20 protein-coding genes are annotated in these 25,723 nt (G+C 69.2%); 12 read left to right on the plus strand and 8 right to left on the minus strand.

Translation table 11 applies throughout. The features are described 5' to 3' along the window. Positions 1-110 precede the first annotated feature (110 nt). Positions 111-1,310 carry a Cmx/CmrA family chloramphenicol efflux MFS transporter gene (locus tag E0H92_RS32930; RefSeq protein ID WP_131499006.1) on the plus strand — a complete coding sequence of 400 codons (1,200 nt, stop codon included), beginning with the start codon at positions 111-113 and terminating at the stop codon, positions 1,308-1,310. Here E0H92_RS32930 and E0H92_RS32935 read toward each other — a convergent pair. Beyond that, positions 1,252-2,661 (minus strand): APC family permease, encoded by a 1,410-nt coding sequence (locus tag E0H92_RS32935; RefSeq protein ID WP_131499007.1) that lies wholly within the window; start codon positions 2,659-2,661, stop codon positions 1,252-1,254. The two genes, E0H92_RS32930 and E0H92_RS32935, sit on opposite strands and share 59 nt — an antisense overlap. Positions 2,662-2,701: 40 nt before the next feature. Between E0H92_RS32935 and E0H92_RS32940 the strand changes: the two genes are divergently transcribed. Together E0H92_RS32940 and E0H92_RS32945 are read left to right on the plus strand one after the other, a co-directional pair. Continuing rightward, on the plus strand, positions 2,702-3,655 hold the full coding sequence (locus E0H92_RS32940; RefSeq protein WP_131499196.1) for a DUF389 domain-containing protein: 954 nt from the start codon (positions 2,702-2,704) through the stop codon (positions 3,653-3,655). A gap of 166 nt (positions 3,656-3,821) precedes the next feature. After that, the gene (locus tag E0H92_RS32945) at positions 3,822-4,769 is read left to right on the plus strand and encodes a MarR family transcriptional regulator (RefSeq protein WP_131461623.1); all 948 of its coding nucleotides are present in this window, start codon (positions 3,822-3,824) and stop codon (positions 4,767-4,769) included. On the opposite strand, the gene E0H92_RS32950 is transcribed toward E0H92_RS32945, so the two are convergent. After that, the gene (locus tag E0H92_RS32950; protein WP_238173704.1) at positions 4,766-5,374 is read right to left on the minus strand and encodes an HNH endonuclease family protein; all 609 of its coding nucleotides are present in this window, start codon (positions 5,372-5,374) and stop codon (positions 4,766-4,768) included. The genes E0H92_RS32945 and E0H92_RS32950 overlap by 4 nt on opposite strands. A 225-nt stretch (positions 5,375-5,599) precedes the next feature. Here E0H92_RS32950 and E0H92_RS32955 point away from each other — a divergent pair, with 225 nt between their 5' ends. Further along, a complete protein-coding gene (locus E0H92_RS32955; RefSeq protein ID WP_131499009.1) occupies positions 5,600-6,910 on the plus strand; it encodes an acetamidase/formamidase family protein in 1,311 nt (436 codons plus the stop codon). Positions 6,911-7,018: 108 nt separating this feature from the next. On the opposite strand, the gene E0H92_RS32960 is transcribed toward E0H92_RS32955, so the two are convergent. Then, positions 7,019-7,780, minus strand: a complete 762-nt coding sequence (locus E0H92_RS32960) for a YaaA family protein (RefSeq protein WP_131499010.1) — start codon at positions 7,778-7,780, stop codon at positions 7,019-7,021. Between the two features lie 115 nt (positions 7,781-7,895). Then, a complete protein-coding gene (locus tag E0H92_RS32965; RefSeq protein WP_202873947.1) occupies positions 7,896-8,840 on the minus strand; it encodes an aldo/keto reductase in 945 nt (314 codons plus the stop codon). Positions 8,841-8,874: 34 nt separating this feature from the next. Here E0H92_RS32965 and pepN point away from each other — a divergent pair, with 34 nt between their 5' ends. The 3 genes from pepN to E0H92_RS32980 all read left to right on the plus strand — a co-directional run bounded on the left by pepN (position 8,875) and on the right by E0H92_RS32980 (position 14,149). Next, positions 8,875-11,325, plus strand: a complete 2,451-nt coding sequence (pepN, locus tag E0H92_RS32970; protein ID WP_131499011.1) for an aminopeptidase N — start codon at positions 8,875-8,877, stop codon at positions 11,323-11,325. A gap of 205 nt (positions 11,326-11,530) precedes the next feature. Then, positions 11,531-12,934 (plus strand): septation protein SepH, encoded by a 1,404-nt coding sequence (sepH, locus tag E0H92_RS32975; protein WP_131499012.1) that lies wholly within the window; start codon positions 11,531-11,533, stop codon positions 12,932-12,934. Positions 12,935-12,961: 27 nt separating this feature from the next. After that, positions 12,962-14,149 carry a hypothetical protein gene (locus tag E0H92_RS32980; RefSeq protein ID WP_131499013.1) on the plus strand — a complete coding sequence of 396 codons (1,188 nt, stop codon included), beginning with the start codon at positions 12,962-12,964 and terminating at the stop codon, positions 14,147-14,149. Here E0H92_RS32980 and E0H92_RS32985 read toward each other — a convergent pair. Continuing rightward, positions 14,146-15,099, minus strand: a complete 954-nt coding sequence (locus tag E0H92_RS32985; RefSeq protein WP_131499014.1) for a BtrH N-terminal domain-containing protein — start codon at positions 15,097-15,099, stop codon at positions 14,146-14,148. The two genes, E0H92_RS32980 and E0H92_RS32985, sit on opposite strands and share 4 nt — an antisense overlap. 234 nt (positions 15,100-15,333) lie before the next feature. On the opposite strand from E0H92_RS32985, the gene E0H92_RS32990 reads away from it, so the two are divergent. After that, complete coding sequence (locus E0H92_RS32990) at positions 15,334-15,741, plus strand: hypothetical protein (protein ID WP_131499015.1); 408 nt, start codon at positions 15,334-15,336, stop codon at positions 15,739-15,741. A 432-nt stretch (positions 15,742-16,173) separates the two neighbouring features. Here E0H92_RS32990 and E0H92_RS32995 read toward each other — a convergent pair whose 3' ends face one another. Beyond that, entirely contained in the window at positions 16,174-16,530 is a 357-nt protein-coding gene (locus E0H92_RS32995) for a winged helix-turn-helix transcriptional regulator (protein ID WP_131461631.1), read from the minus strand. Positions 16,531-16,637: 107 nt separating this feature from the next. On the opposite strand from E0H92_RS32995, the gene E0H92_RS33000 reads away from it, so the two are divergent. Further along, complete coding sequence (locus E0H92_RS33000; RefSeq protein WP_131499016.1) at positions 16,638-17,447, plus strand: NAD(P)H-binding protein; 810 nt, start codon at positions 16,638-16,640, stop codon at positions 17,445-17,447. Positions 17,448-17,466: 19 nt separating this feature from the next. On the opposite strand, the gene E0H92_RS33005 is transcribed toward E0H92_RS33000, so the two are convergent. Continuing rightward, positions 17,467-18,621: a coiled-coil domain-containing protein gene (locus E0H92_RS33005; RefSeq protein ID WP_131499017.1), complete on the minus strand. Its 1,155-nt coding sequence runs from the start codon at positions 18,619-18,621 to the stop codon at positions 17,467-17,469. Positions 18,622-18,747: 126 nt separating this feature from the next. Between E0H92_RS33005 and E0H92_RS33010 the strand changes: the two genes are divergently transcribed. Further along, entirely contained in the window at positions 18,748-19,866 is a 1,119-nt protein-coding gene (locus tag E0H92_RS33010; RefSeq protein ID WP_165550140.1) for a tyrosine-type recombinase/integrase, read from the plus strand. On the opposite strand, the gene E0H92_RS33015 is transcribed toward E0H92_RS33010, so the two are convergent. Continuing rightward, complete coding sequence (locus E0H92_RS33015; protein WP_131461635.1) at positions 19,859-20,404, minus strand: TetR/AcrR family transcriptional regulator; 546 nt, start codon at positions 20,402-20,404, stop codon at positions 19,859-19,861. The two genes, E0H92_RS33010 and E0H92_RS33015, sit on opposite strands and share 8 nt — an antisense overlap. Positions 20,405-20,495: 91 nt before the next feature. Here E0H92_RS33015 and E0H92_RS33020 point away from each other — a divergent pair, with 91 nt between their 5' ends. Both E0H92_RS33020 and E0H92_RS33025 read left to right on the plus strand, forming a co-directional pair. Then, complete coding sequence (locus E0H92_RS33020; protein WP_131499019.1) at positions 20,496-21,860, plus strand: MDR family MFS transporter; 1,365 nt, start codon at positions 20,496-20,498, stop codon at positions 21,858-21,860. Between the two features lie 65 nt (positions 21,861-21,925). Next, a complete protein-coding gene (locus E0H92_RS33025) occupies positions 21,926-25,720 on the plus strand; it encodes a glycosyl hydrolase family 28-related protein (RefSeq protein WP_131499020.1) in 3,795 nt (1,264 codons plus the stop codon). Positions 25,721-25,723 lie beyond the last annotated feature (3 nt).

A 25,723-nucleotide genomic window follows, 5' to 3' on the forward strand; every position in this document is an offset into this window, starting at 1 on the left:
ACCTCAACGATGCCGTATCGGCGCAAATCTCAGCCTGTGACAGGCGCGGCGACAGCGGACAGTGATCCCTGAGACACTGGGAGTGGCACTCGTCGAGGTGAGGGGGAACGATGCCGATAGCTGTCTATGTCCTCGGGCTGAGCATCTTCGCGCAGGGCACGTCCGAACTGATGCTCGCCGGACTGCTTCCGGAACTCGCGACCGACCTGCACGTCTCGATCCCCCAGGCAGGGCTGCTGATCTCCGCGTTCGCGGTCGGCATGCTCGTCGGCGCCCCGGTCCTCACGGTCGTCACGCTCACCTGGTCCCGGCGCACGGCGGCACTCGCGTTCTTGGCGATCTTCGTGCTCGCCCATGTCGCGGGGGCCCTGACGTCGAGCTACGCCGTACTGTTCGCCACCCGGATCGTCGCCGCGTTCGTGTACTCCGGGTTCTGGTCGGTGGCCGCGGCGACCGTGGTGGTTCTCGTACCGGCGAATCGCCGCGGCCGGGCGATGAGCGTCGTCACCGGCGGCCTCACGATCGCGACCATCGTCGGTCTCCCGCTCGGCACCGTCCTGGGGCAGCACCTCGGCTGGCAGTCGGCGTTCTGGACCGTCGCCGGCATGTGCGTACTCGCGATGGCCGGCGTCCTCGCAACCGTGCCGCCCGACCGGCCCGACGCCGCAAGCACACCGCGGCTCGCAGACGAGTTCCAGGCTCTCCGCAGCACGAGACTGTGGCTGGCCTTCGCCACCACAGCCCTGGTCACCGCCACGATCCTGGTCGTCTTCAGCTACCTGGCCCCGCTGCTGACCCAAACTGCCGGGCTCTCGTCCGGAGCAGTCCCCGCCGTCCTCGCCCTCTACGGTCTCGGGTCCTTCATCGGGATCACCATCGGCGGCCGATTCGCCGACGCGCTGCCGTTCCACACGTTGTTCATCAGCATCTCCGGGCTGATCGTCCTGTCGGCCGCACTTGCGCTGACGGCGGGCCTCCCGGTGGTCGCGATCGCCGTCATCGCGCTGCTCGGCGGTTTCGGGTTCGCCGCGAACCCGGCCCTCAACGCCCGCGTGTTCAGCCTGGCCGGGGACGCGCCGACGCTCGCGACAGCGACCAACTTCTCCGCGTTCAACGTCGGAATCACGGCCGGGCCGTGGCTCGGTGGCCTCGCGATCGACGCCGGCGCGGGGTACCCCGCGCTCGGCTGGATCGCCGTCGGCACCGGAGCCGCGGCCCTCGCGACCGTACTGCTCGCCGCCCTGCTCCCGGTCAGTTCACCGGACCCTGCGGGTCGAGGTGCGACGGGTCGAAGTCGGCGTGCCGGTTGAACACGTACTTGTTCAGCAGCCAGGTGAGGATCCACAGCCCGACCCCGACGAGCATCAGCCAGCCGGCGATCTTGTAGTCCGCCGACGCCCGCCCGGACAACGGGCTCGCGAGGTACACGCACAGGACGACGCCCAGCACCGGCAGCACGGTCGGCGCGTGGAAGTGCTTGTGCTCGACCCGGTCCCGCCGCAGCGCCAGCACCGCGACGTTCACGATCGCGAACACGCACAGCAGCAGGAACGCCGTCGTACCGCCGAGCGCCGCGAGATCGGCGTACCCGATCAGGATGAACGCGAGCAGTGTCGTGAACAGGATCGCGATCCACGGCGTACGGCGCTTGCGCAGCACGCGGCCGAGCGGTCCGGGCAGCACCTGCTCGTGCGACATGCCGTACAGCAGGCGGCTGGCCATCAGCATGTTGATCAGCGCCGAGTTCGCGACCGCGAACATCGTGATCCACGCGAACAGCTCGAGCGGGAACCCGGGCGCACCGGCCTGGACGACCTTGAGCAGCGGCGTCGCGCCCTTGTTCAGCTCGTCCGGCGAGACCAGCGCGACCGCCGAGATCGCGACCAGTACGTAGATGACGCCGGTGATGCACAGCCCGATCAGCATGATCTTCGGGAAGATCCGCACCGGGTCCTTGGTCTCCTCCGCCATGTTCACCGAGTCCTCGAACCCGACCATCGCGAAGAACGCCAGCGCGGTCGCGGCCGTCACCGCGCCGAAGGCCGAATCGCCCTCGGGGGTGTGGAAGTCGGTCAGCCGCGAGGTGTCGCCGTCGCCGCCGATCAGCGCCCAGGCGCCGATCCCGATCACGATCAGCAGACCGCTGAGCTCGACGCAGGTGAGCACGACGTTCGCCTTCACGCTCTCGCCGACACCGCGCAGGTTCACCAGTGCGATCAGGGTCATGAAGGCGAGCGCGGTGATCATCAGCAGCGCGCCGCGGTCGGGGTCGATGTGCGCGGCGGAGAAGAAGTTCGCCGCGAACGCCTTCGACGCGCTCGACGCCGACGTCAGGCCGGAGCACATCACCGCGAACGTGAGCAGGAAGGTGAGGAAGTGGATCCCGAACGCCTTGTGCGTGTAGACCGCGGCGCCACCGGCCTTCGGGTACTTCGTGACGAGCTCGAGGTAACTGGTCGCGGTCAGCAGGGCGACCACGAACGCGCACAGGAACGGCAGCCAGACCGCACCGCCGACCTCACCGGCGACCTTTCCGGTGAGCGCGTACACCCCGGTGCCGAGGATGTCCCCGACGACGAACAGCAGGAGCAGTCCGGGCCCCATGACCCGCTTCAGCTCAGGACGCTCACTTGTTTGCGCTACTGCGGCGGAATCACTCATGAAGGCTCCCCGGAGTCTGTCTGACAGCATGTGGGCCGTGATGCACCTTCGACTCATCGTCCCATCGGACCGCAGTGAGCGCGTCCTGAACACGCTCGTAGCCGACCCTCGAGTCACCAGCATCGTCCGGCTGCCCGGCGCTGCCCGCCGTCCCGAAGGCGATGTCATCGAGTGCGACGTGACCCGCGAGGCCACCTCCGACATCCTCAGCTGGCTCAAGAAGCAGGACCTGTACGACGACGGCGCCGTCGCGCTGGCCTCCGTGGACGCGGCCCCGTCGCGGAACGCCCAGGCCGCGGAGAAGGCGGCGCCCGGCGCACCCGACGACGCGGTCATCTGGGACGCCGTCGTGGACCAGGCGTACAACGAGGCCGGCGGGTCGTGGGTGTACTACGTCTTCCTGACGCTGGCGACGATGATCGCGTCGGTTGCCGTGATCACCGACTCCGCGATCCTGGTCGTCGGCGCGATGGTGGTCGGCCCGGAGTTCGGCGTCGTCGCCGCTCTCGCGGTCGGCCTCTTCCTGCGCAAGGGCGGTCTCACCCGGAGGTCGCTGGCGCTCCTCGTGAAGGGGTTCGCGCTGGCGATCGCGCTGACGGCGGTGGCGGCGTTGCTGGCTCGTGCGGTCGGCTGGGTGGACGTCAGCGACGTCACGGCGGCGCGGCCGCTGACCGGTTTCATCTGGCGACCGGACAAGTGGTCGGCAGTCGTCGCCGTACTCGCGGGATGTGCCGGGGTGCTGTCGCAGACGGCCGGCCGCGGCAACGCGCTGGTCGGCGTGTTCATCTCGGTCACGACGGTTCCCGCCGCGGGCGACCTGGCGCTGTCCGTCGCGCTGTGGGCGCCACATCAGATCGGCGGGTCCGCAGCGCAGCTCGGCATCAACCTCGCCGGGATGACCGCCGCCGGGGTGGTCACCCTGCTGCTGCAGCGACTGATCTGGCGCAGTTACCTGAAGGTGAAGCGAAGGACGGGCGCGCGCGTTGAGGCTTGACCAGACGTCCCCTGTCCGATCCGCGCGCGCCCGGCATCGTCAGACATACCCCACCTGAGGGGTCCCCGCACCTGGCAGTCGGTTGCGGGGTGCTGACGTATCCCGGACATGGCGCGAAGTAGCCAAACCGGTCGAGTCCGTCCAACCGACGAGATAGCCTGATCGGATGCTGGAGTCGGTTGGGGTGGAGCCGTCCGATGAGGAGGCCTACCGCGCGCTGCTGTCGGCGCCGGGCTGCGGCGTCCGCGAACTCGCCGACCGCCTCGGCCGGGACGAGCAGGACGTCGTGGCGACAGTCGGCCGGCTCGAGAAGCTCGGTCTGCTGACCAGCACCTCCGACGACCCGGTGCGCCTGCTCCCGACCCGCCCCGACGTCGCGGTCGACGCGCTGGTCGCCGTACGCCGTGCCGAGCTCGACCGGGTGCGCGCCGAGGCCCGGGTGCTGCTGTCCGAGCTGAGCACGCAGGAGCAGTACCGGCCCGAGAACCTGGTCGAGGTCATCGTCGGCCAGGAGGCGATCGCCGCCCGGTTCGCCCAGCTGCTGAACGGGACCGATCACCAGCTCCTCGTCCTCGACCGGCCGCCGTACGCCGCGCAGGCCGCCGAATCGGACAGCACCGTGCGCGGACTGCTCGGCGACGGGGTCGTCGTCCACGGCATCTACTCCCCCGACTCACTCGACATCCCCGGCGGCGTCGACGAGGCGTACAGCGCGGCCGACGCCGGTGAGACCTCGCGGGTGCATCCGCAGGTGCCGATGAAGCTGGCCGTGTTCGACGGGAAGATCGCGCTCCTGCCGCTGTCGGTGGACCAGTTGGTCGACAGCGCGCTCGTCGTCCACCCGTGCGCGCTGCTGGACGCGTTGATCGAGATGTTCTGGCTGCTCTGGGACCAGGCGGTGCCGGTGGTTCCGGCCGCCAAGGCGGACCCGACGGACGCGCGGCTGATGACGCTGCTCGCGGCCGGGTTCAAGGACGACGCGATCGCGCGGCAGCTCGCGTTGAGCAGCCGCACCGTCGGCCGCCGGGTGGCCGAGCTGATGGAGACGCTGGGCGCGCGGACCCGGTTCCAGGCCGGCATCCACGCCCAGCGCCGCCACCTGCTCGAGGACTAACAGGTCCCGAGCATCTGCGTCAGTGCGGTCTTCTCCGCGGACTGCAGCGACAGCTTGTAGGTGTACTTCACCCAGATCCACTCGCGGGCGTAGATGCAGTGCACCGAGGCGTTCGGCGGCTTCCACTCCGACGGGTCCTTGTCACCCTTCGAGCGGTTGCTCGACGCCGTCACCGCGATCAGCTGCGAGATGGTCAGGTTGTTCGCGAACTCCTGACGCTTGGCCGTGGTCCACGCGCTCGCACCCGACTTCCAGGCCTCCGACAGCGGCACGATGTGATCGATGTCGACGTCCGAGGAGTCGTTCACCCAGGTCGAGTCGTACACGCTGTACCAGCGGCCGGCGGTCGGCTGGCAGCTGCTGTCCACGGTCACGCCGGAGCCGTCGCGCTTCAGCACCTCTTCGCGGGTGTCGCAGGTCCCGGATTGGTTGATCCAGTGCGGGAATTTGTCCCGGCTGTAGCCGTCGCTCGAACCCTCCGTCTTCACGGTCAGGCTCGCCAGCTGGGTCGCGGCGGTGCTCGCCGACGGCGGCGTCGGCGGGTACGCCAGCGCCGGTCCGGCACTCAGCGCCCACGCGGTCGCTGCCGCCGCCACGGTTGTCACTAGAGCAGTCGTACGTCGCATCGGTCAGGCCTCCGAGGGTTAGGGCGGATCCCCCCTGACGTTGCTGCCCTACAGCCTTCCCCGATCACAGGCGGTAAGAAACCACCGCGCGATGAAGGCCGTATGAACGTCACTGTCATACCGCGTTCACGCGGCTTCACGGCACCGAAACGCCGGAACGGTATACAGGCGACACCATCCAGTGAGGCGAGTGAGGAGATGCCGATGGCAACCTTCGGTGAGTACGCCGCGTCCCTGCTGCGCTCAGGTCTCGGCCGCCGCGACTTCCTCCGGGCCACCGCGGCTCTCGGCGGTGCGGCAGCCACCACCGGTCTGACAGCCGGTACGGCGACTGCCGCCGTACCCCGGGAAGTGCTGCAACCGGGCAAGGGCCCGATCCACGGGCGTCACTACCTGCCATCGACGCCGGACCAGGTCCGCTGGGGTTACGTGCCGTCGATCGGCAGCGACCCCGTACTGCGCATGCGGTCCGGGGAGACGGTCACTGTCGACACCGTCTCGCACGAGGGCATCCTCGAAGACCAAGGACGCGACCCGGTCGGGTACTTCGCCGGGCACGGCGTCCGTAGGACATCGGTGCTGGACGACGCGGTCGCCATCGCGCGCGACTACGACCGTACGGCGCGGAACTTCGACGTCGACGGCCCGCACGTCGTCACCGGCCCGATCTTCGTCACCGGTGCCGCACCTGGCGACGTCCTCAAGGTCGAGATGCTGTCGATGCTCCCGCGCGTGCCGTACGGCGTGGTGTCGAGCCGCCACGGCAAGGGCGCACTCCCCCGGCTCGCGGGCGGCGGCGTCCCTGCCGGCATCACGATCGACGAGATCATGCCGCCGGTCGGCACGGACGGCCGGGCGACCGGCGATCCGGAGCGGTACGGCAACGTCTCGGTGTTCACGCCGATCCGCGGCCGGCGGGGTGTGATGGGCAAGGTGTCGTTCCCGCTCAACCCGTTCATGGGGCTGATGGGGGTCGCGTTCGTGGAGGCGACCGTACCGACCGCGGCCGAGCTGAACTCGATCCCGCCGACCCTCGGCGGCGGCAACATCGACATCAACCTGCTCGGTGAGCGCTCCACGTTCTACCTGCCGGTGTTCGCCGACGGCGCCCTGTTCCACGTCGGCGACCCGCACTTCGCGATGGGCAACGGCGAGGTCGCGCTGACCGCCCTGGAGGGATCGCTGCGGGCCATCTTCCGGCTGACCGTCTGCAAGAAGGGGTCGGGTGACGCACCGTCGGTCGCGTTCGGCTACCCCTTCGCGGAGACGCCGGACGCCTGGGTACCGATCGGCCTGTCCGACCCCGACGGCAGCCAGAACGGACAGGGCAACGACCTGAACATCGCCATGCGCCGAGCCGTCGTCAACGCCCTCGACTTCCTCGAAACCGACCAGGGCCTGGACCGCGCCGTCGCGTACGCGTACCTGTCAGCGGCCGCCGACTTCGAAGTCTCCCAGGTCGTCGACCGCACGACAGGCGTCCACGGAGTAATCCGCAAAGCCGACTTCGCCTAGTGTCCTGCGCCGTACACCCCGCCCGACCCCATCTTTGAGAAGCCACCAACCACGCGAGGGCGCCAAAAATGGTCGGTGGCTTCCCAAAGATGATCCGATGGCAGGGCGCTAGTCCCTCTCCACCACGGTCAGGGTCCAGCCGGACGCTGCGCGGTCGAGTTCGGCGTTCCAGCGGTCGCTGATCAGTTTGTGGAGCGACTTCGGCGTGCCGGGGTCCTTGCCGGACTCGAGGAGGTGGCGGGCTACCAGGCCGCGGGTGTGTTTGGCCATGTGTGACACGACCGAGCGGACGCCGGCGCGTTCGCGGACGACGTTCACCGATACCCACTTGTCCGCCTGATCGCCGGACGGGCGCCACGCGGCGACGTACGTCGAGGAGCGGCAGTCCACGATCACGCCGTCGACGTCGGCTAGTGCGGCATTCAGCGGGTCGCGCCAGACCGACGCCAACGGTCCGTGGCCCGGCAGCGTCGTACCCATCGACAGCCGGTACGGCGGGACGCGGTCGGCGGGACGCAGTGCGCCCCAGGCCGCGGAGATGACGAGCAGGCGGTTCGCGGCGCGACGCTTGGTACCGGCGGAGAGCGTGGCGTAGCCGAGGGCGTCGTACAGGACACCTGAGTACAGCTCGGAGACCGGTACGGACGGTTCGGTGCGCCACCTGGTGTTCCGCTCGACCTCGTCGCGCAGCGAGGCCCCGACCTCCAGTACGTCGTGCGCGTCTGCGGAGGCGGACACCTTCGCCAGCGTCTCGAGCACCTCCTCGCGGACCGGGTTCAGCTCCGGGAACGACAACGTGCCGAAGTCGACGCCACGACCACGCGACCGCCCGGTCTTGCCTTCGGACGGCGGCAAGAGGATCTGGGTCATGGGGCCTCCCGTCCTGGACTGAGGAGCGGAGGGAGCGAAGCGACCGGAGCGACGAGGGAAGGACGGGAGTTACAGCCCCATGACCCGCCGCGCGGCAGCGCGGCATTCAACACCGTCACGTGAGTTCGTCCAGGGCGGCCAGGTCGGCGGCGGTCGGGTCCCAGCGGCCGGCGGCGACGTTCTGCGTGATCTGCTCGGGCGTGGTGGCGCCGGCGATCACCGAGGCGACCGCGGGCTGCGCGGCGAGGCCGCCGATCGCGACGTCGATCATCGACAGGTTCCGCTCGGCCGCGAACGTCTCGAGCGCCTCGATCTTGTCGAAGTCGGCGCGCGCCAGCCGCTCGGGCTGGGTCGCGAGCCGGGAGCCGTCGGGCGCCGCCGTACCGCGCTGGTACTTGCCGGAGAGCAGACCGGAGGCGAGCGGGAAGAACGGCAGGATCCCGAGGCCGAGGTGCTCGCAGGCCGGGGCCAGCTCGTCCTCGACGTCGCGCTCGAGCAGCGAGTACTGGTTCTGGGCGCTGATGAAGTGCTCCAGGCCGTTCGACCGGGCGGTCCAGTCGGCGTCGACCACCTGCCAGGCCGCGAACTGCGAGCTGCCGATGTACCTGACCTTGCCCTCGGCAACCAGTTCGGACAGCGCCGCGAGGGTCTCCTCGATCGGCGTCACCGGGTCCGGGAAGTGCAGCTGGTAGAGATCGATCCAGTCGGTGCCGAGCCGCTGCAGACTCGACTCGACCGCCTTGCGGATGTACCGGCGGGAGCCGCGGACGCCCCAGTCGGGCCCGTTGACACCGCCCAGGTCACCGCCGAACTTGGTCGCGATCACGACCTCGTCGCGGCGCGCGCCGAGCGCCTTGCCGAGCAGTTCCTCGCTGAACCCGTGCTCGCCGCGGTAGATGTCCGCGGTGTCGAACAACGTGATCCCCGCGTCGACCGCGGCGTTCACCACCGCGTCCGTCCGGCCCGCATCGAGCCGCCGCCCGAAGTTGTTGCACCCCAGCCCCACGACGCTGACAGTCAGCCCAGAGTCGCCCAGTTGCCGGTACTCCATATCACCCATGTGCTCAGACTAGTCTCGGCATACAGTGGCCCTCATGCCGAGTCTCACCGTCGACGGCGCCCGCACTCGGGCCGCCGCGCTTTCCGTCCAGTCGTACGACGTCGACCTCGACCTCACCCAGGGCGAGCGGACGTTCGGGTCCACCACCACGATCAGGTTCAGCGCCACGGATTCCTCGAGTTGGGTGGACGTGAAACCCGACGAGCTGATCTCCGTGACCCTCAACGGTACGGCGGTCGACGTCGCCGGACTGAACGACGGGCGGCTCGAGCTGACCGGACTGCAGCCGGAGAACGAACTCGTCGTGGTCGCCTCGATGCTGTACTCGCACGACGGCGAGGGACTGCACCGCGCGGTCGACGCCGCCGACGGGCTGGCCTACACGTACGCGATGTCGTTCCTCGACGCCGGCCCGCGGATCTTCGCGTGCTTCGACCAGCCGGACCTCAAGGCGCCGTACCGGTTCAAGGTCACCGCTCCGCAGGAGTGGCTCGTGCTCGGCAACGGCGCCGCGACGCAGGTCTCCCCCGGTCGCTGGGAGCTGGCCGAGACCAAGCCGCTGTCGACGTACTTCGTCACCGTGGTCGCCGGGCCGTACCACCAGATCACCGACGCGCACGACGGCATCGCGCTCAGCGTCGTCTCGCGGCAGTCGCTCAAGGACGCGCTCGAGCGGGAGGCCGCGGACATCTTCGAGGTCACCAAGGGGTCCTTCGACGCGTACCACCGGATGTTCGGGTACCGGTACCCGTTCGGGGACTATCACCAGGCGTTCGTACCCGAGTTCAACGCCGGCGCGATGGAGAACCCGGGCTGCGTCACCTTCCGGGACCAGATGGTGTTCCGCTCGGCGGTCACCGACGGCGAGCGCAGCCAGCGCGCGCGGACCATCGTGCACGAGATGGCGCACCAGTGGTTCGGCGACACCGTGACGATGAAGTGGTGGAACGACCTCTGGCTGAACGAGTCGTTCGCCGAGTACATGGCGCACCGGGTGTCGACCGAGGCGACCCGGTACTCCGACAACTGGATCGACTTCGCCTACATGCGCAAGTGGTGGGGCCTGCAGGCCGACCAGCGGTCCTCGACCCACCCGGTCGCCGCGGACGCGGTCAAGGACGCGCTCGCCTCGCTCGACGACTTCGACGGGATCTCGTACGCGAAGGGCGCCGCGGTCCTCAAGCAACTCGCGGCGTACCTCGGTGACGACGTGTTCCTGGCCGGCGTGAACGCGCACATCGCCGCCAACGAGTTCGGCAACGCGACGTTCGCCGACCTGGTCGCGAAGTGGACCGAAGCCGGCGCGGTCGGTCTGGACGACTGGGCGCAGGCCTGGCTGCGGACACCCGGCCTCGACACGATCAGCGTGTCCCGGACCGCCACCGGCTTCAAGCTGCACCGGAAGGCACCCGAGGCATACCCGGCAGCTCGGCCGCACAAGCTGACGGTCGGCGGGTACGACGCCGAGGGCCGCCGTACGACCGTCGAGGTGCTGATCGATGCCGACGAGGTGGACGTCGACCTGGACCCGTCGCTCGCGGTCGTGATTCCGGACGCGGGTGACGACAGCTGGGCGAAGATCCGGCTCGACTCCGTGAGCCTGGAGAACCTGGCGGCGTTGCTGCCGAAGATCGAGGACGGTGTCACGCGGGCCGTCATCCTGAACAGCGTGCGGGACTCCGTCGCCGACGCGGAGCTCGACCCGAGGACCGGGTTCGACGTCGTCCTCGGGATGCTGCCGACCGAGACCAGCGACATCGCGGTCGGGACGCTGCTCAACTGGTCGAACACCCACCTGCTCGGCGTCTACCTGCCGTACGAGCCGTACCGCGGGCAGCTGGCCGACGTACTGAGTGCACGGCTGGAGACCGTCGAGACTGGCAGCAGTGTGCAGCTGTCGGTGGCTCGCGGGTTCGCGCGGTTCAGCGACGACGCCGCCCGGTTGCAGGGCTGGCTCGCGGGCGACGGCGTACCCGACGGCGTCACGATGGACGCCGACCTGCGCTGGATCGTGACGCTGCAGCTCGCCCGCCTCGGCGCCATCGGCGAGGCCGAGATCGACGCCGAGCTCGCGCGGGACTCTTCGTCCGAGGGCATCGTCCACGCCACACGGTGCCGGGCCGCGTTGCCGACGGCGGCCGCGAAGGAACGGGCGTGGACGCAGATCACCACGGACGCCGACATCGCGAACTACGAGCTGTACGCGGCGGCCGAAGGGTTCTGGCACCCGACACAGGCCGAGCTCACCGCGTCGTACGTCGACCGGTTCTTCGCCGAGATCCCCGGCACCGAGAAGCTCCGCTCCGGCTGGGTCGTGGGGACCAGCGCGCAAGGTGCGTTCCCGCGGTACGCGATCGAGCAGCGGGTGGTCGACCGGGCCGCCGACCTGATCGCCGACGAGTCCGTGGCGGCCGCGATCCGGCGGGCCGTCGGGGACCGCGCGGACGACCTGAAGCGTGCGCTTGCGGTGCGATCCGCCTTCTGAACGAGCCGCAGAGCTGACGAGTGGTTAGCGGTCACACCGTGTTGTGACTAATGTGACTGGTGTGACCAGGAGGACCCTGGTGACCAGGCAAGATGGGTATTCGTGACGTAACCTCCACAATGACCGCGCGGCACGGCGCGCCGGTCTTGGTCAGGCAGTACGTCCCGGGAGAGACTGTCGAGAACCGCACAGGAGAACAAGGTCAATGCGCGAGGCGAGGCTCGTCGGTCTGAGCCAGGATGGGAAACAGCTCATCCTGGCGATGGCAGAGACGGGTGAGGAGTTCGCCGTACCGGTCGACGACCGGTTGCGTGCGGCCCTCCGCGGCGACCGTGCCCGACTCGGCCAGCTGGAGATTCAAATGGAGAGCGCGCTGCGCCCACGAGACATCCAGGCTCGTATCCGCGCCGGCGAAAGTCCCGAGGCGGTCGCTGCCATCGCCCAGATGCCGATGGAACGCGTGATGGCGTTCGCCGGTCCGGTGCTGGCCGAGCGGGACCACATCGCCAGCCTCGCGCAGCGTGCCTCCGTCCGTCGGCGTGGTGGCGGTGACGCGCCCACGCGGAACCTCGGCGCCTGGGTCACCGACCGGCTGCGGACCCGGCAGGTCGACCCGGCCTCGGCCGAGTGGGACGCGTGGCGGCGCGAGGACGGCCGCTGGGCGGTCCGGGTCTCGTACTTCGTCGAATCCGAGGACAGTGCCGATACTGGGGCGGAGCAGAAGGACGAGAAGATCGCCATGTTCGCGTACGACGCCCCCGGGCGGTACGCGGTGCCCGACGACGACGAGGCGCGATGGCTCGTCGGTGAGCAGGCGCAGGTGCTGCCGACCACGCCGGTGCAGCCGCAGCCTGGTGAGCGGCGGCTGGCGGCGGTCGCCGACATCGACCCGCTGATCGCACCCGACCACGGCGCCGACAGCTACGAAGCAGGCTTCGAGGACACGGTTGGCCTCCGCCGCCGCAACCACCCAGCCACCGGCGACGGCCGCGAGTTCGGCCTCGAAACCCGCGACGTACTCCGCAACACAGGCCGCGACAGCCGCCACGAAGGACGAGACGACGCTCGCGACTTCGGGCGTGACACCGGCCGGGACGCCCGCGACGGCGCCCGTGACGCTCGCGACGGTGGACGGGATGCTCGTGATGGTGGACGGGACTATCCGCGTGAGGTTGCGCGGGAGAGTTCGCGCGAGGCGGATCGCGGTCCGCGGCGGGTGCACTCGGTGCCGAACCCGGACGAGGAGCCGACGCTGATCGACGTACCGGTCGACCAGCCCCCGGCCCCGCGCCCCGCCGTACGCGCCGTCGAACGCCCCGCCGACCCACCCGCCTTCGCCTCCCCCGCCGACGACCGCCCAGAACCGCGCCGCACCCCAGAACGCTCGGAACCAGCAGCCCGTACGCCGGAAACCCCTCGCCCGGAGCCCGAGCCGAAAACACCCGAGCAGCCGGCAGCAACCACCCAACCGAACCAGCCGGACAGCACCGAAACCACCGAACCAGCAGCCGACGACACGACCGAGCCGAAGAAGAAACCGGCCCGCCGTGGCAAACGCGCCAGCGTCCCCAGCTGGGACGAAATCATGTTCGGCAAGAAAGCCGACTGAACCTGCAGCCCAGTAGGTTCATCGCCCGTGCCTACCGACCTCGAACAAACCGCTGCAGCAGCCGCCGCTCTCGCCGTACAACGCGATCCGGCTGCGGCCGAGGCGATCGAACGGTGCAGGCACGAACTGGCCGAGCCCAAGCCAGGCGGTCAACGCGCCGCCCTGCTTGTCGGCTGGGGCTACCTCGCGCTCGGTGAACCGACCGAGGCCTGGGAGTGCATCCGTGCAGCCGTCTCGTACGAGACCGAGCGGCACTTGACGGACCGAGCCGCCCTCCTTGCGGGCCTGCTGGCCGCCTCTGCACTCGAAGCACCCGCACTCGCCGGCGCCTGGTACCGCGCTTCACCCGACCTGATCGCCGTCCTCGACCAGATCAACTTCACTGATGACCTGACCACCCAGTTCACCGACGACCTCATCTGGCCTGATCACTCAGAACTGCGCGCCGATGTTCTCCCCCGCCTGGTGGCGCAGCTCGACGCACGGAGCCGATCCCTGTCGGCCCTCGCGCTCTACGCCGTGCACCACGCCCACGGTGACCCCGACGCCGCCGTTCGAGCCGCCTGGCAGGTCGTGCACCTCGGCCATCCGACGTACCTGGCGGCCGCCTGGCTCGGGATCGCAGAGGCGATGGTCAAGCAAGGCAACGACCCGACGGCCGCGAAGGCCTGCCAGGAGGCTCTCACCGCTCCCGGACAGTTCAGCGCAAGGCTCCTGCTCGGGCTCGCTGAAGGCCCGGAGCCCGACGTACAGACTCAGGCAGGCATCCTCCTCGGCAGGCTGCAGCGGGACGCTGGCGACCTCGAGTCAGCCCTGGCGACCCTGACCGCCGCAGCGCATGCTGATGATCCCGCGGCGCTTCTAGCCCTCGCGCAGACCCGCGACCTCGCGGGCGACGCGGCAGCCGCTCAGCCCGTCTACGCGAAGCTGGCCGAGCACGAGCTGTCCGAGCAGTACCAGGACGCGATCTTCAACCTCGGACTCCACGCAAAGGACCGGCGTGATCTGCCCGAGGCGACGCGGTGGTTCGGTCAGTACATCGAGGCGGGTTACGCCGCGCATCCGCTGGCGGCGGCGCATCTCGGCGAGCTGGCGTACTGGGTGGGTGACAAACAGGCCGCGCTCCACTGGTACCAGTACACACTGGACCACACCGACCTTCCCGTCCTGGTCGAGGAAGCCGAGCAACGGATGGCCGAACTGCTCGCGCCCTAGGTGGCGCTGAGGCGACTGAGTGACTGCATCGCGTCTCGCTCGATCCGGGACAGGTCCGTGAGAATCGAGCCCGCCTTCACCAGGTACTGCGGATCGCGTGACTCGCCGGCCGTGGCGATCAGCCCAGCTACCTCGGTCCACAACGTGGCTGCTTCGCCGTAGAGCCGGTGTCCGGTGCGTAGGTCGGCGGTGTCGAGTAGTTCGGTGCACTCGCCGAGGAAGTCGCGGTAGAGGTTGCGGAACAGAGCGCCGCCCGTGCCGGCCTTCTCCATCAGGAGCGCGGCCTGGGGCAGGTCGCGTGCCGGGTCATCGGTTCGGTCGAGCCAGGTGCGTACGAGCTTGCCGGCCTTCTCGATACCGCGGTGACCTAGGTTCGCGATCGGCGGGTGGAGGAACGCGTCGGCGCACGCCGTGATCGCGGGAACGATCTGCAACGACGGCTCCGTGGGAGCGGACAGCGTGAAGGACCGGTGCTTGGCGGTCATCGGTCCGCGCGCCGCCCTGGCCTCGGCGAGGCTGGTCCGGCTGGTCGATACCGCTCCGCCTTGCTGGTCGGTGTCCAGCAGGTACGCGTTGTGGTCGTCGTACCCGTGCATCTCCACGACATGACCACCGAAGTGCACCTTCGAGCTGAAGTACTCCAGGTAGTAGCTGTCGAGCTGCAGGCCGACCGGTTGACCGGCGTCGATCGCGGCCGCCACGTTCTCCCACGCCTTCCGCGGCGACGTCGTCTCCTGGACCACGAGCTCCAGCCCGAGCCGTCCAGCCAGGTTCCTCGTCAGCTCGAAGGGCTTCACCCGGCCCCCGAGGAACGGAAAGCCCAGGTTCTTGCTGTCCCAGTAGACGAACGACAGACCAGAACCCAGGCCGAAGAGCATCGGCTCCGAGAGATCCACGCCTTGGTGCCGGAGCAATGCGCCGAGCGCCGTCGTCTCGCAGTGCATGACCATCCCAGCATCATGGGCCCTCCGGCGACCGGAGAGTCCAGGCGGCTTGCTGACACATCACGGACAGTCGTCCCACATCGCGGACCGTGTTTGGTGGTGAGCCCGGTGGGCTGTCATGATCTTCGGCATGCAGATGCTGTGTTGTTGCTGTTGTCGCTGACGCGCGCCGACTCCCGGCGCACGAGGCCCTGACCTTTCCGTGGCCCGCCCGCCGACACAGCACTCACAGGAATTCGCATGAATCTCCCGGCTCTCGCCGATCTGCTCGCATCTCGTGGTCTCCGGCTCCTTCCCGGTTCGTACGCCGTACCGGTCGAGCTGCTCGTCCAGCTGCCCGACGCCACGATCGTCCAGTTCACCGCTCGCGGGACGACGCTGCGGCTGCGCAGCTACTCCCCCGACGCACTGACCGCGATCACGATCCCGGCCGAGTGCGGCTGCGGCGATCACCACCCGCAGGCCGGCCCGTCCCGCGTGACGCTCAGCCGGTACGCCGTACCGCTGGCCGAGCGCACTATCGACGGCGAACTCGAGTTCGGCTGGCGCCACCACGAAGCCGGCCTCCTCCACCTGGCCGACGCCACCACCCACTTCTTCACCCTCCTCGCCAACCTCCGCACCCGAGAACTCGCCGGCGTCGCCTAACAACACCAGGGGCCATCCCCTCCTGTTGAGGGCTCTCCGTTGGTACGCGAGGGGAGAAGCCACCACGCGAGGGGATATCCGGCTCTTGTGCTGCCTGTGTGGGTGGGCTGGACCGATCCGGCCGCAGCACCCGCGGTCCCCGAATCGTGGATCTCGGCGGCCAAACGCAGCCTCGATCCACGACTCGACGTTCCAGTGGCCAACCAAACGCCACGACTCGACGGGTGGCGGCGGGACGACCGGCCGGAGCCGCGGGGGACGGAGGGGCGACGGGACAGGTGCTGGTGACTGCGGACAGGTAATACCAGGTTCGGACCCACGACTACCTGTCTGACGACCCCGGAACGGGCTGATCACGTGACCGAAGATCCGGATATCCCCTCGTGTGAACGCGCTCGGGGATGGGTGGGTAGTGGTCGGAGGGGCCGGCGGTTAGGGGCGGCGGTGGGCGGGGGCTTGGGTGTCGAAGGACTTGCGGGCTGCTTCTACCTTGGTGAGGTTGGGGGACCAATCGGCGAGGGAGTGGAAGAGTGGGGCGAGGGTGCGGCCGAGGGGGCTGATTTCGTACTCGACACGTGGCGGGACCTCGGCGTGATAAGTGCGGGTGACCAGGCCGTCGCGTTCCAGCTGACGCAGGCGCTGGGTGAGGACCTTCGGTGTGATCGTCCCGATCCGGCGCTGCAGCTCGACGAACCGCTGGCGCCCGTACTCGTTCAGCGTCCACAGGATCGGCGTCGTCCACCGGCTGAAGACCAGGTCGACGACCGGCGCAATCGGGCAAGCCTGCACCGGGTCGACCGCTGTACCAACTTCTGTACTAACTACTGTGGTCTCGCTCACAAACCCAATACTATCCTCTAGGTACCTACTATCCCGCGACCACTAGCGTCGTCGTCATGATCGTGATCACCGGTGCCACCGGCAACGTAGGCCGCCCGCTCGTCCAGACCCTGATCGCCGCCGGCGAGGACGTCGTCCCCGTCTCGCGCCATATCGAAAGCCCAGGCGCAGGCCACCAGGCCGACCTGACCAATCCCGCAACCCTCGAGCCGGTCCTCGACGGCGCGAAGGCCGTCTTCCTCCTCACCTCCGCCGACTTCCTTGCCAACGGCAACCTCCAGGACGTCGTCGACGTGATCCGGTACGCCGGCGTACCGCGCGTGGTCCTCTTGTCGTCCCAAGGCGTCGGCACCGAACGCCACCCGGCGGTCCACGAGGACGCCGTCACCGGATCGGGCCTCGAGTGGACGATCCTGCGCCCCGGCAACTTCGCCAGCAACGCCTTCGCCTGGGCCGAGTCGATCCGCACCCAGCGCGCGATGGCCGCGCCGTTCGCGGACGTCGCCCTTCCCGCCGTCGACCCGCAGGACATCGCCGAAGTGGCCGCCGCCGCTCTCCGCGAGCCCGGCCACGCCGGCGCCGTCTACACGCTCACCGGACCCGCCGCCATCTCGCCCCGTCAGCAGGCCGGGGTGATCCAGACAGCCATCGGTACGCCGGTCAGCTTCACGGAGCTGACTCGCGATCAGGCGCGCCTCGGCATGCTCGACTTCATGCCGGAACCCGTCGTCGAGGCAACCCTCGACGTACTGGGCTCCCCCACACCGGCCGAGCAGGCGGTCAGCCCCGACGTCGAGAAGGTACTGCACCGGCCGCCGCGCACCTTCGCCGACTGGGTCAGCCGGAACCTGCAAGCCTTCCGCTGACCGCTGTCGGACTGCTCGTTCAGTTGCCTGGGGCGACCTCCCCCGCTTCCCCCTCGCCGCGATCGGTGGCCGGAGGCGGGGCGGGGCGGGTCTCCAGCTGGTGACGGAGGGCCTCGGCGACCTGTTCGGCCGCACGCTGAGCGGCGGTGAGCGCGGAGAACCGATCTTCGGCGGCCTTCTTCACGTCGGCCAGTTGGGACTGGTGGTCGGCACGTAGCTGGTCGCGGTCGCTCCGATGCTCACCGCGAAGTGCCTCGAGCTCGGCGCGGTGCAGCTCGCGCTCCTGGCGCAACTCCGTGTGCAGTTGGTCAGCGGCCTGCTGGGCAGTGAGCCGCTCGGCCTCGGCCGCATCCCGAGCAATCCGCGCGGTCTCGATCTCGCTCCGGGCCTGGCGGAGCTGTTGCTCAGCCGCGGCCTGCGCGTCACGAATCCGGTGCTCTGCCTCCGCGCGCACCCGCTCCACCTCGGCCGCGGCGGCCGCACCGGCGGCCGCCACTTCCTCCCGGGCCTTCTCCAGCTCGGCGGTGGCGCTCTCCCGGACGGCCGCGGCGTCCCGTCGAGCCTGTTCTGCCGACTCAGCGGCGACGGCCGCGTCGACCCGGGCCTCTTCGAGGGCCGCAACGGCTTCTTGAGCGGCCTCGTCGGCCTCTTCCCGAGCGTCCTCGGCTTCGGCCGCTCGCTGCTCCGCCGTACGTCGGCGATGCTCTTCCTCGCCTCGCTGCCGCTCGACGTCGGCGAGCTGGGCTCTCGACGTCGCCTGCAACTGCTCGACCTCGGCCGCCACTGCTTCCGCGTCGCCGTAGGTGCGGACCGCTTCCGCGATCTGCGCGAGGTACCCCTCCAGTTCCTCCATCAGCCGCGGCAGGTTGCTCTTCATCAACTGCTCGAGGGTCATCCGAGCCGCGGTCACCGGCCCCTTCGCCGCCTCGGAGCCGGCCGGCGCGGCCTCCCGACGTACCGGTTGTCTGGCCAGACGGTTCTTCGCAGCCCAGGCGTTCGCCTTGTTGTGCACGACCGGCTTCCCGTCCACGCCCGCGCCTTCGCGGCCGCAGTACTTCGGCGGGCGGCCCGGCGTACCGGGATCTATCTGCTTCGGGTTCGCACAGCTCACTCCCGGGAACTCGCACAGCCCTTGCCGGCGCTGTGCGATGGGCTCCGCCTCCGTGGTCGTCATACATCTCACCCTACCGGATTACGTCGATATCGTACGCCTTTAAGTTCCGTTTCCGTCTACGCCTTTAGACTGAACGGAACCGAACTGAAATAGCGCATAATCCCCGTTATGCGCTATCTTCTCGCTGTGGACGATCCTCCGGAAATGCTCGTGTTTCGCCCAACAGAAACTGTGGTCGAGCTGCCTGCCCCCGATCGGGTGACCGAAGCCGCCGTACGCCGCTCCCTCGGACGACGTCGGCCGCTGCGCGATCCAGGAGCGGATGCCGTCGACCGGCTCGACCTGCTCGCCGAGGCACTCACCCCAGAGCTGACCGCACTGGTCGTGCTGTGGCTCGGTGGCACCCGGCGAGCGAGCCGCGACACCCGGATCGGCTATGCCGACGACCTGCTGCTGTGGGCAGACTGGGCCCGCACCGAGCTCGGCCGCGAGCGGTTCGGCCTGGACGTGCAGCGCGGCGAGGTGACGATGTGGCTGACCTGTCAGCAGGATGCCGGAGCGGCCGCGTCCTCGATTTCGCGCCGGCTGTCGGCGCTGTCCAGTCTGTATCGGTACGCCGCGGGCTGGGGCGTACCCGCGGTCTGCCCGATCTCAGACGACGATCATCGGCCGAAGTTTCATCGCGGCCGGCGCGCGACGTCGGCGCGCGTCCTGGACGCTGATCAGATCGAGGCGCTGCTCGCGGCAGCGGGAGACGTCCGCGATGCGCTGATCGTCGGCCTGCTGTACACCGGCGCGTTGCGAGTGTCCGAGCTCTGCGGGGCCGATGACGTCGATCGCCACGACGAGGGCCGGCGCACGTGGCTCGTCGTCACTCGGAAAGGCGGAAACGCGGTGCGCGTGCCGCTTGAGACCACCGTCGCCGAGCTCCTCGACCTGTATCGCGCGACGCGCCCGGTCTGGAACGGCGCGGGACCGGCTCCCCTGATCGCCGATGCCGCGGGCGATCGGCTCGACCGCCACGACGTCACCCGGGTGCTCCGCCGCCTGGCCCGGGCAGCCGGCATCCCCCGCCCGCAGACGATCGGACCACACTCACTGCGCGCCACCGCGATCACCGACCAGAAGCGTCGCGGCCACAACGCCGAGGACCTCCAGGAGCTGTCCGGTCACGCGGACGTCCGCACGGTCATGATCTACATCGACGACGACGGCCGCCGCGAACGGGTCGCCGCACTGACCGACGACCTCGGCCGTGTCATGACCGCCGTACCCCGCCACCTCAAGTCCCCCGGCGTCAGCTGACCAACGGCAGGAACACGTCGTCGACCAGTGACACGAGAGTCGAGGCCGGCACCGGGTCACGGGTGAAGAGCATCTCGTGACGCAGCAGGTTGGTGGGCGCGGTGAGGACCCGTTCGGGAACGTCCGCGGTCGGGATCTCACCGCGCTCCGCCGCCTGCTTCACGATGGTCGCCATCACGCCGACCATCCGCGTGAACGCCTCTTGATCCAGGTCCGGCGCCTCGGAGAGCAGTCCGTGAAAGATGTCCGGCCCGATGACCGCGAACCGGTCGGCCATCCGCTGCAGCACTTCGAGTACGTCGTCCCGCAGGCTGCCCGTGTCCGGGATGTCGTCGATGATCGAGCCGGTGCGGTACCGCATCGCCGCGATCACCAGCTCCGCACGGTTCCGCCACCGCCGGTACAGCACCTGCTTGCCGGTGTGCGCCCGCGCCGCGACGGCCTCCATCGTGAGCCGCGCGTACCCGGACTCCAGGACCTCGTCCCAGGCCGCGTCGAGCAGCGCCGCCTCGAGTTCCGCCCCGCGCCGCCGCTCCATGCACCCTCCAAAAGGAGACCTTGCGTCTCTTAACGGTTCGAGCCTACTCTGAAATCCGTAAGAGACGCAACGTCTCTAAGGAGTCGCTCGAATGACCACCACCACGGACCGCCTCGACCGGTCGGTCCTCAAACTCGCCGCCGTCCTCGTCCTCGGCGCCCTCGCCCCGCTGCTCGACAGCACGATCGTCACCGTCGCGATCCATACCCTCGGCGCCAACCTGCACGCCTCGGTCGCCACGGTCCAATGGGTCAGTACGGCGTACCTGCTCGCGCTGGCGATCGCGGTGCCGATCACCGGCTGGTCGGCGAACCGCTTCGGCGCCAAACGGATGTGGATCGTCGCGCTCGGACTGTTCCTCGCGGGCTCGATGCTGTGCGGTGCGGCCTGGAACATCGGCTCGCTGATCGCGTTCCGCGTCCTCCAGGGCATCGGCGGCGGCCTGATGCTGCCGATCCTGCAGACCTTGCTGATGCGCGCCGCCGGCCGCGAACGGATCGGCCGCCTGATGGCCGTCGTCACGCTGCCCGCGACGCTCGGCCCGATCCTCGGACCGGTGATCGGCGGTGTCATGGTCGGTCATCTCGACTGGCGCTGGATCTTCTATGTCAACGCACCGATCTGCCTCGCCGCGATCATCCTCGCGGTACGTACCCTCACGCCCGACCCTCCGGCGACCGCGGCGCGTCTCGACGTCCTCGGTCTGCTGCTGGTCTCCCCCGCCCTCGCCGCGATCATCTACGGCCTCAGCCAGGTCAGCGACCACGGCTTCGGCCAGCCCGCCGTACTCGTGCCGCTCGCCGTCGGCGTACTGCTCCTGATCGCCTTCGTACTGCGACGCGCCGCCGAGCCGCTCATCGACCTCGCACTCTTCCGCACCAGATCGTTCGCCGCCTCCACCGCGCTCATGTTCCTCACCGGCTTCGGTCTGTACGGCGCGATGCTGCTCCTCCCGCTCTTCTACCAGCAGGCCCGCGGTGAGACGGTGACTGCCGCCGGCCTGCTCCTCGTACCGCAGGGAATCGGCAGCCTGCTCGCCCGTACCGCCGGTGGCCTCACGGATCGCCTCGGCCCGCGACCGGTCGTCCTCGCCGGGATCGTCCTCACCACCCTCGGGACCATCCCGTTCGCGGTCGACGGCGCGTCGTACTGGCTGCTTGGATTCGCGCTCGTGATTCGCGGCGCCGGGTTGAGCGGGGTCAATCTCGCGGTGATGGTCGGCGCCTTCCGCGACCTCGAGCCGGTGCAGATCCCGCACGCGAGCAGTACGACGCGGATCATGCAGCAGCTCGGCGGTGCGTTCGGCGCGGCGACGCTCGCCGTCGTCCTGCAGAGTCAGCTCACCGGGCACCACGCGTCGACGGCGTACGCGCACAGCTTCGGATGGGCGATCGGGTTCACCGTTCTGGCCGCCGCACCGGCGTTCTTCCTGCCCCGGCGCCGGACTCTTGAATAAGTAACACGCTTGGTTTAACTTATCCGCGCAGTTGATCTTCCGGTCCGCCACCTGGAGGTTTCAGCATGTCCAGACTTCTCGCGCGGCTTCTTCCCGTCGTGCTGCTGACGAGCGTCCTCGCCGTACCGACGGCGCACGCCGCCACCATGTATCCCAGCGGGGTCGGCGCCGATCTCGGCCCGGTCCCGACCACGCTCGGCGCGCAGCCCGCCGCCGGCGACGACCCGGCCGGTCTCCGGACCGGCGCCGAACAAGGTCGCACGTACTGGCAGACCAACCAGGCCGCCGGCACCGGCTACCTGGAATTCGACGTCGACAGCGACTACGTGGACGAGATCGGCACCGACGACGTCCTGGTGACGGTGACCTATCTCGACTCCGGCACAGGCACGCTCGAACTCCAGTACGACGCCAAGGCCGACCCGCAGCAGGACACGACCGCCGTCCCGCTCACGAACACCGGCCAGTGGAAAACCGGCGTCTTCTCGCTCACTGACATCGCGTTCACCAACCGCCTTAGCGATGCCGACGTTCGGCTGTTCGGCGGCAGTGCCGACATCACGATCGCCGGGCTGCGGATCAGTACGGCGGGCGCGTCGGTGCAACTCGGCGCGACACCGGTCCAGAACGGGATCAGCCCGCGGGCCGGTGACGACGCATCGCACCTGGTGACCGGCGTCCAGGACGGTCGCCCGTACTGGCAGACCGACCGCACCGCGCCGGCGCCGGGCACGAACTTCTTCTACATGAACGTCGCCGACACCTACCTGTACGACAACCGCGGTCTGGTGCTGGTCAGCATCGACTACTTCGACGAGGGCAGCGGCCAGTTCGGTCTGCACTACGACTCCCCCGGCGAGACGATCCCGGACAAGTTCAAGAACTCCGAGGTGGTGCGGTACGGCGACACCAAGACGTGGAAGACGTTCACGTTCGCACTGCCGGACGCCGTCCTGACGAACCGCTCGAACGGCGGCGACTTCCGGATCCACAACGGCGACGGCGCGGTCGATCTCAAGGTCGCCGCGGTCCGGGTCGCCAAGGTCGCGACCGTCCTCGACGTCACCGAAGGGCTCGTCGACCTGATCGGCCAGGCCACCCGTACCGAGAAGGCGGCCCGTGAAGGGACGCGCGACGGGCAGTACCCGGCCGGCAGCCGGGCCACCCTGCAGGACGCGATCGACAACGCTCAGGCGATCGCGTCCACTCCGGGCGTCACCGACGTACAGGTTAAGGCCGCGCTCACCACGTTGCAGGCCAAGCTGGACGCGTTCACCGCGTCGGTGGTGGACACCAACTTCGCGGACGACGGTACGGCGACCGCGAGCGGTGGGACCGGGGCCGATCAGGTCAACGACAACAACCACCAGACTGCCTGGACCGGTGGTGCGGACTCGTGGTTGCAGATCGATCTTGGTACCAGGCGCCCGGTGAACGACGTGCGGGTCGAGTGGGCCGAGGCGTTCTCCCCGGACTACTCCGTACAGGTGTCGAACGACGGTCAGAAGTTCGTCGGCGTCGGCCGGATCGGGTCGCCGGGCGGAAACCAGGTCAGCCGGACGCGGTTCGCGACGGTCAGCGCGCGGTACGTGCGGGTCGCGATGACCGGGGCCGATGCGTTCGCCGTCAAGGAGCTGCAGCTGCGGCTGACCCCGGTCGTGACGCCGAAGCCGCGCCTCGTGTCCACCAGCAACCCGACCGAGGACGGTGTGGTCGCAGACTTCGACGCGACGCAGTTCGGCGCCGATCGCAGCGGTCGGCGGGACTCCACCAAGGCCATCCAGCAGGCGATCTACGCGTGCCAGGACGCGGGCGGCGGCACGGTGTGGCTGCCGGCCGGGCAGTACAAGGTGACCGACACGATCGAGGTCCACGCGTTCTGCAGCCTCCGCGGTGATCACGGCCAGAAGCTGGGAACCGGCACGGTGATCGTCGCCGACCTGCCGTCCGGAGACGACGGGCCGAGCCTGTTCCGGATCGGCGGCAGCGCCGGCGTTATCGGCGTGACGACGTACTACCCGCACCAGAACGCGAGTACGCCGGTCCCGTACAACTACACGTTCGAGATCCCCGGCGGCGCCTGGATCGGCAACGAGAACTACATGATGGCGACGGTCTCCGACGTCACCATGCTGAACTCGTACCGCGGGATCGGCATCAGCACGATGCCGAACGATCGAGGCAACGCTCCCAGCTCGGGTCAGGTGCACGAGTCGACGACGATCCGCAACGTCCGCGGTACGGCGCTGTTCGAGGGCGCCCGCGCCTACAACGGCGCCGACGTCGGCACCTGGGAGAACGTTTCCTTCAGCAACTCCTACTGGGCGTCGGCGCCCGCTGCGTACCACCCGCCGTCCCGGGCCGTGATCGACGCGTGGACCCGGGCGCACGGCACCGGCCTGGTGCTCGGCGACCTCGAATGGGACCAGTTCTACCGGATCGCGCTGGCCGACTACGCCGTCGGCATCCACGTCGTCGCGGGCCAGCGGGCCCAGTTCACCGGCAGCTTCCTCGAGCCCGACGTACGCCGGGTCGGGACCGGGCTGCTCGTCGACATGATGGACGACCGCTGGGGCATGACGCTCGCCGGCGGGCGCGTCGAGGGCGGCATCACCAACAACTCGCGGGGCTACGTGAAGATCACCGGGACCGAGGTCACCGGCGCGCAGAGCGGGATCATCCACCACATGTCCGGCACCGCCCCGACGTACCAGCAGGAACCACTGCCGAAGCCGGCGCAGAAGCTGTACGTCGTGGATGCACCGCACGGGGTCAGCTACCTGCCGGACGCGGACGCGACCCGCGCGGTGCAGAAGGTGCTCGATCGCGCCGGACGCGAGGGTGGCGGGATCGTCTACCTGCCCGCCGGGTGGTACCGGATCAGTACGCATCTGAGTGTTCCGGCGAAGGTCGAGCTGCGGGGTGCGTCCGCCGTACCGAACCGGGACCAGGGCGGCGCGAGCGGCGGGACGGTCCTGCACGCGTTCGAGCGCAACACAGAGACCGCGCTGATCACCCTCGGCAGCAAGGCCGGTGTGCGCGGGCTGCGGGTGTTCTATCCGGAGAACAACCCTGCCAACGACGTCGTGCCGTACCCGTACGCGATCCGCGGGCGAGCCGGTGCGAACTACGTGATCAACGCCGGCTTCCCGAACGCCTGGAACGGCATCGACCTGAGCGGCGACGGCGTCGTGGTGCGCAAGGTCGCGGGCGCGTTCTTCGACCAGGCGATCGCGATCGGCCCGGGACGCGGCGGCCGCGTCGAGGGCGTGCTCTCGAACGGGAACGCGGTCACCCGGGTCGGCTACCAGCAGCCGTACTGGATGAACGAAGGACGCATCTTCGAGCTCGTCATCGACAAGTACATGCGGAAGACCGCGAAGATCGTCACCGTCGACGGGGCGCGCGGGCTGACGCTGCTGAACGTGTTCGCGTACGGGTTCCACGACGGCCTCGTGGTGAACTCCGGGCAGGTGGACGCGTTCAACCTCGGCACCGACAACCTCGGCGGCGACGGGCACACCGTCCGGGTCGTGACCGGCGACGTCGAGGCGACGAACCTCGCCCGCTACAACGGCGCGACACTGAGCGGTCCGGCGACGTTGCACAACGTGATGGTGATCAATGTCGTCCAGCGCCGGATCAGCGTCGAGGCCGCCGGGAACGGTACCGCGACGATCTCCGGGAACGAGTCCGAACCGGGAACGTACGAGGTCGGCGCGCAGGTCACAGTGACGGCGACGCCAGGATCGGATAGCGTTTTCCGTGACTGGACCGTGGACGGGACCGTGGTGTCGACCCTGCCGTCCTACACCTTCACCGTCTCGACGGACCAGGCACTGACCGCGAACTTCAAGTAGGAG

Source organism: Kribbella speibonae, from assembly GCF_004331375.1.
GTDB classification, from domain to species: domain Bacteria; phylum Actinomycetota; class Actinomycetes; order Propionibacteriales; family Kribbellaceae; genus Kribbella; species Kribbella sindirgiensis.

Excerpts from the sequence above, each read along its gene's own strand:
- E0H92_RS32930 (WP_131499006.1), top strand. The coding sequence starts at position 111 with ATGCCGATAGCTGTCTATGTCCTCGGGCTGAGCATCTTCGCGCAGGGC.
- E0H92_RS32935 (WP_131499007.1), bottom strand. The coding sequence starts at position 2,661 with ATGAGTGATTCCGCCGCAGTAGCGCAAACAAGTGAGCGTCCTGAGCTG.
- E0H92_RS32940 (WP_131499196.1), top strand. The coding sequence starts at position 2,702 with ATGCACCTTCGACTCATCGTCCCATCGGACCGCAGTGAGCGCGTCCTG.
- E0H92_RS32945 (WP_131461623.1), top strand. The coding sequence starts at position 3,822 with ATGCTGGAGTCGGTTGGGGTGGAGCCGTCCGATGAGGAGGCCTACCGC.
- E0H92_RS32955 (WP_131499009.1), top strand. The coding sequence starts at position 5,600 with ATGGCAACCTTCGGTGAGTACGCCGCGTCCCTGCTGCGCTCAGGTCTC.
- E0H92_RS32960 (WP_131499010.1), bottom strand. The coding sequence starts at position 7,780 with ATGACCCAGATCCTCTTGCCGCCGTCCGAAGGCAAGACCGGGCGGTCG.
- E0H92_RS32965 (WP_202873947.1), bottom strand. The coding sequence starts at position 8,840 with ATGGGTGATATGGAGTACCGGCAACTGGGCGACTCTGGGCTGACTGTC.
- pepN (WP_131499011.1), top strand. The coding sequence starts at position 8,875 with ATGCCGAGTCTCACCGTCGACGGCGCCCGCACTCGGGCCGCCGCGCTT.
- sepH (WP_131499012.1), top strand. The coding sequence starts at position 11,531 with ATGCGCGAGGCGAGGCTCGTCGGTCTGAGCCAGGATGGGAAACAGCTC.
- E0H92_RS32985 (WP_131499014.1), bottom strand. The coding sequence starts at position 15,099 with ATGGTCATGCACTGCGAGACGACGGCGCTCGGCGCATTGCTCCGGCAC.
- E0H92_RS32990 (WP_131499015.1), top strand. The coding sequence starts at position 15,334 with ATGAATCTCCCGGCTCTCGCCGATCTGCTCGCATCTCGTGGTCTCCGG.
- E0H92_RS33000 (WP_131499016.1), top strand. The coding sequence starts at position 16,638 with ATGATCGTGATCACCGGTGCCACCGGCAACGTAGGCCGCCCGCTCGTC.
- E0H92_RS33005 (WP_131499017.1), bottom strand. The coding sequence starts at position 18,621 with ATGACGACCACGGAGGCGGAGCCCATCGCACAGCGCCGGCAAGGGCTG.
- E0H92_RS33015 (WP_131461635.1), bottom strand. The coding sequence starts at position 20,404 with ATGGAGCGGCGGCGCGGGGCGGAACTCGAGGCGGCGCTGCTCGACGCG.
- E0H92_RS33020 (WP_131499019.1), top strand. The coding sequence starts at position 20,496 with ATGACCACCACCACGGACCGCCTCGACCGGTCGGTCCTCAAACTCGCC.
- E0H92_RS33025 (WP_131499020.1), top strand. The coding sequence starts at position 21,926 with ATGTCCAGACTTCTCGCGCGGCTTCTTCCCGTCGTGCTGCTGACGAGC.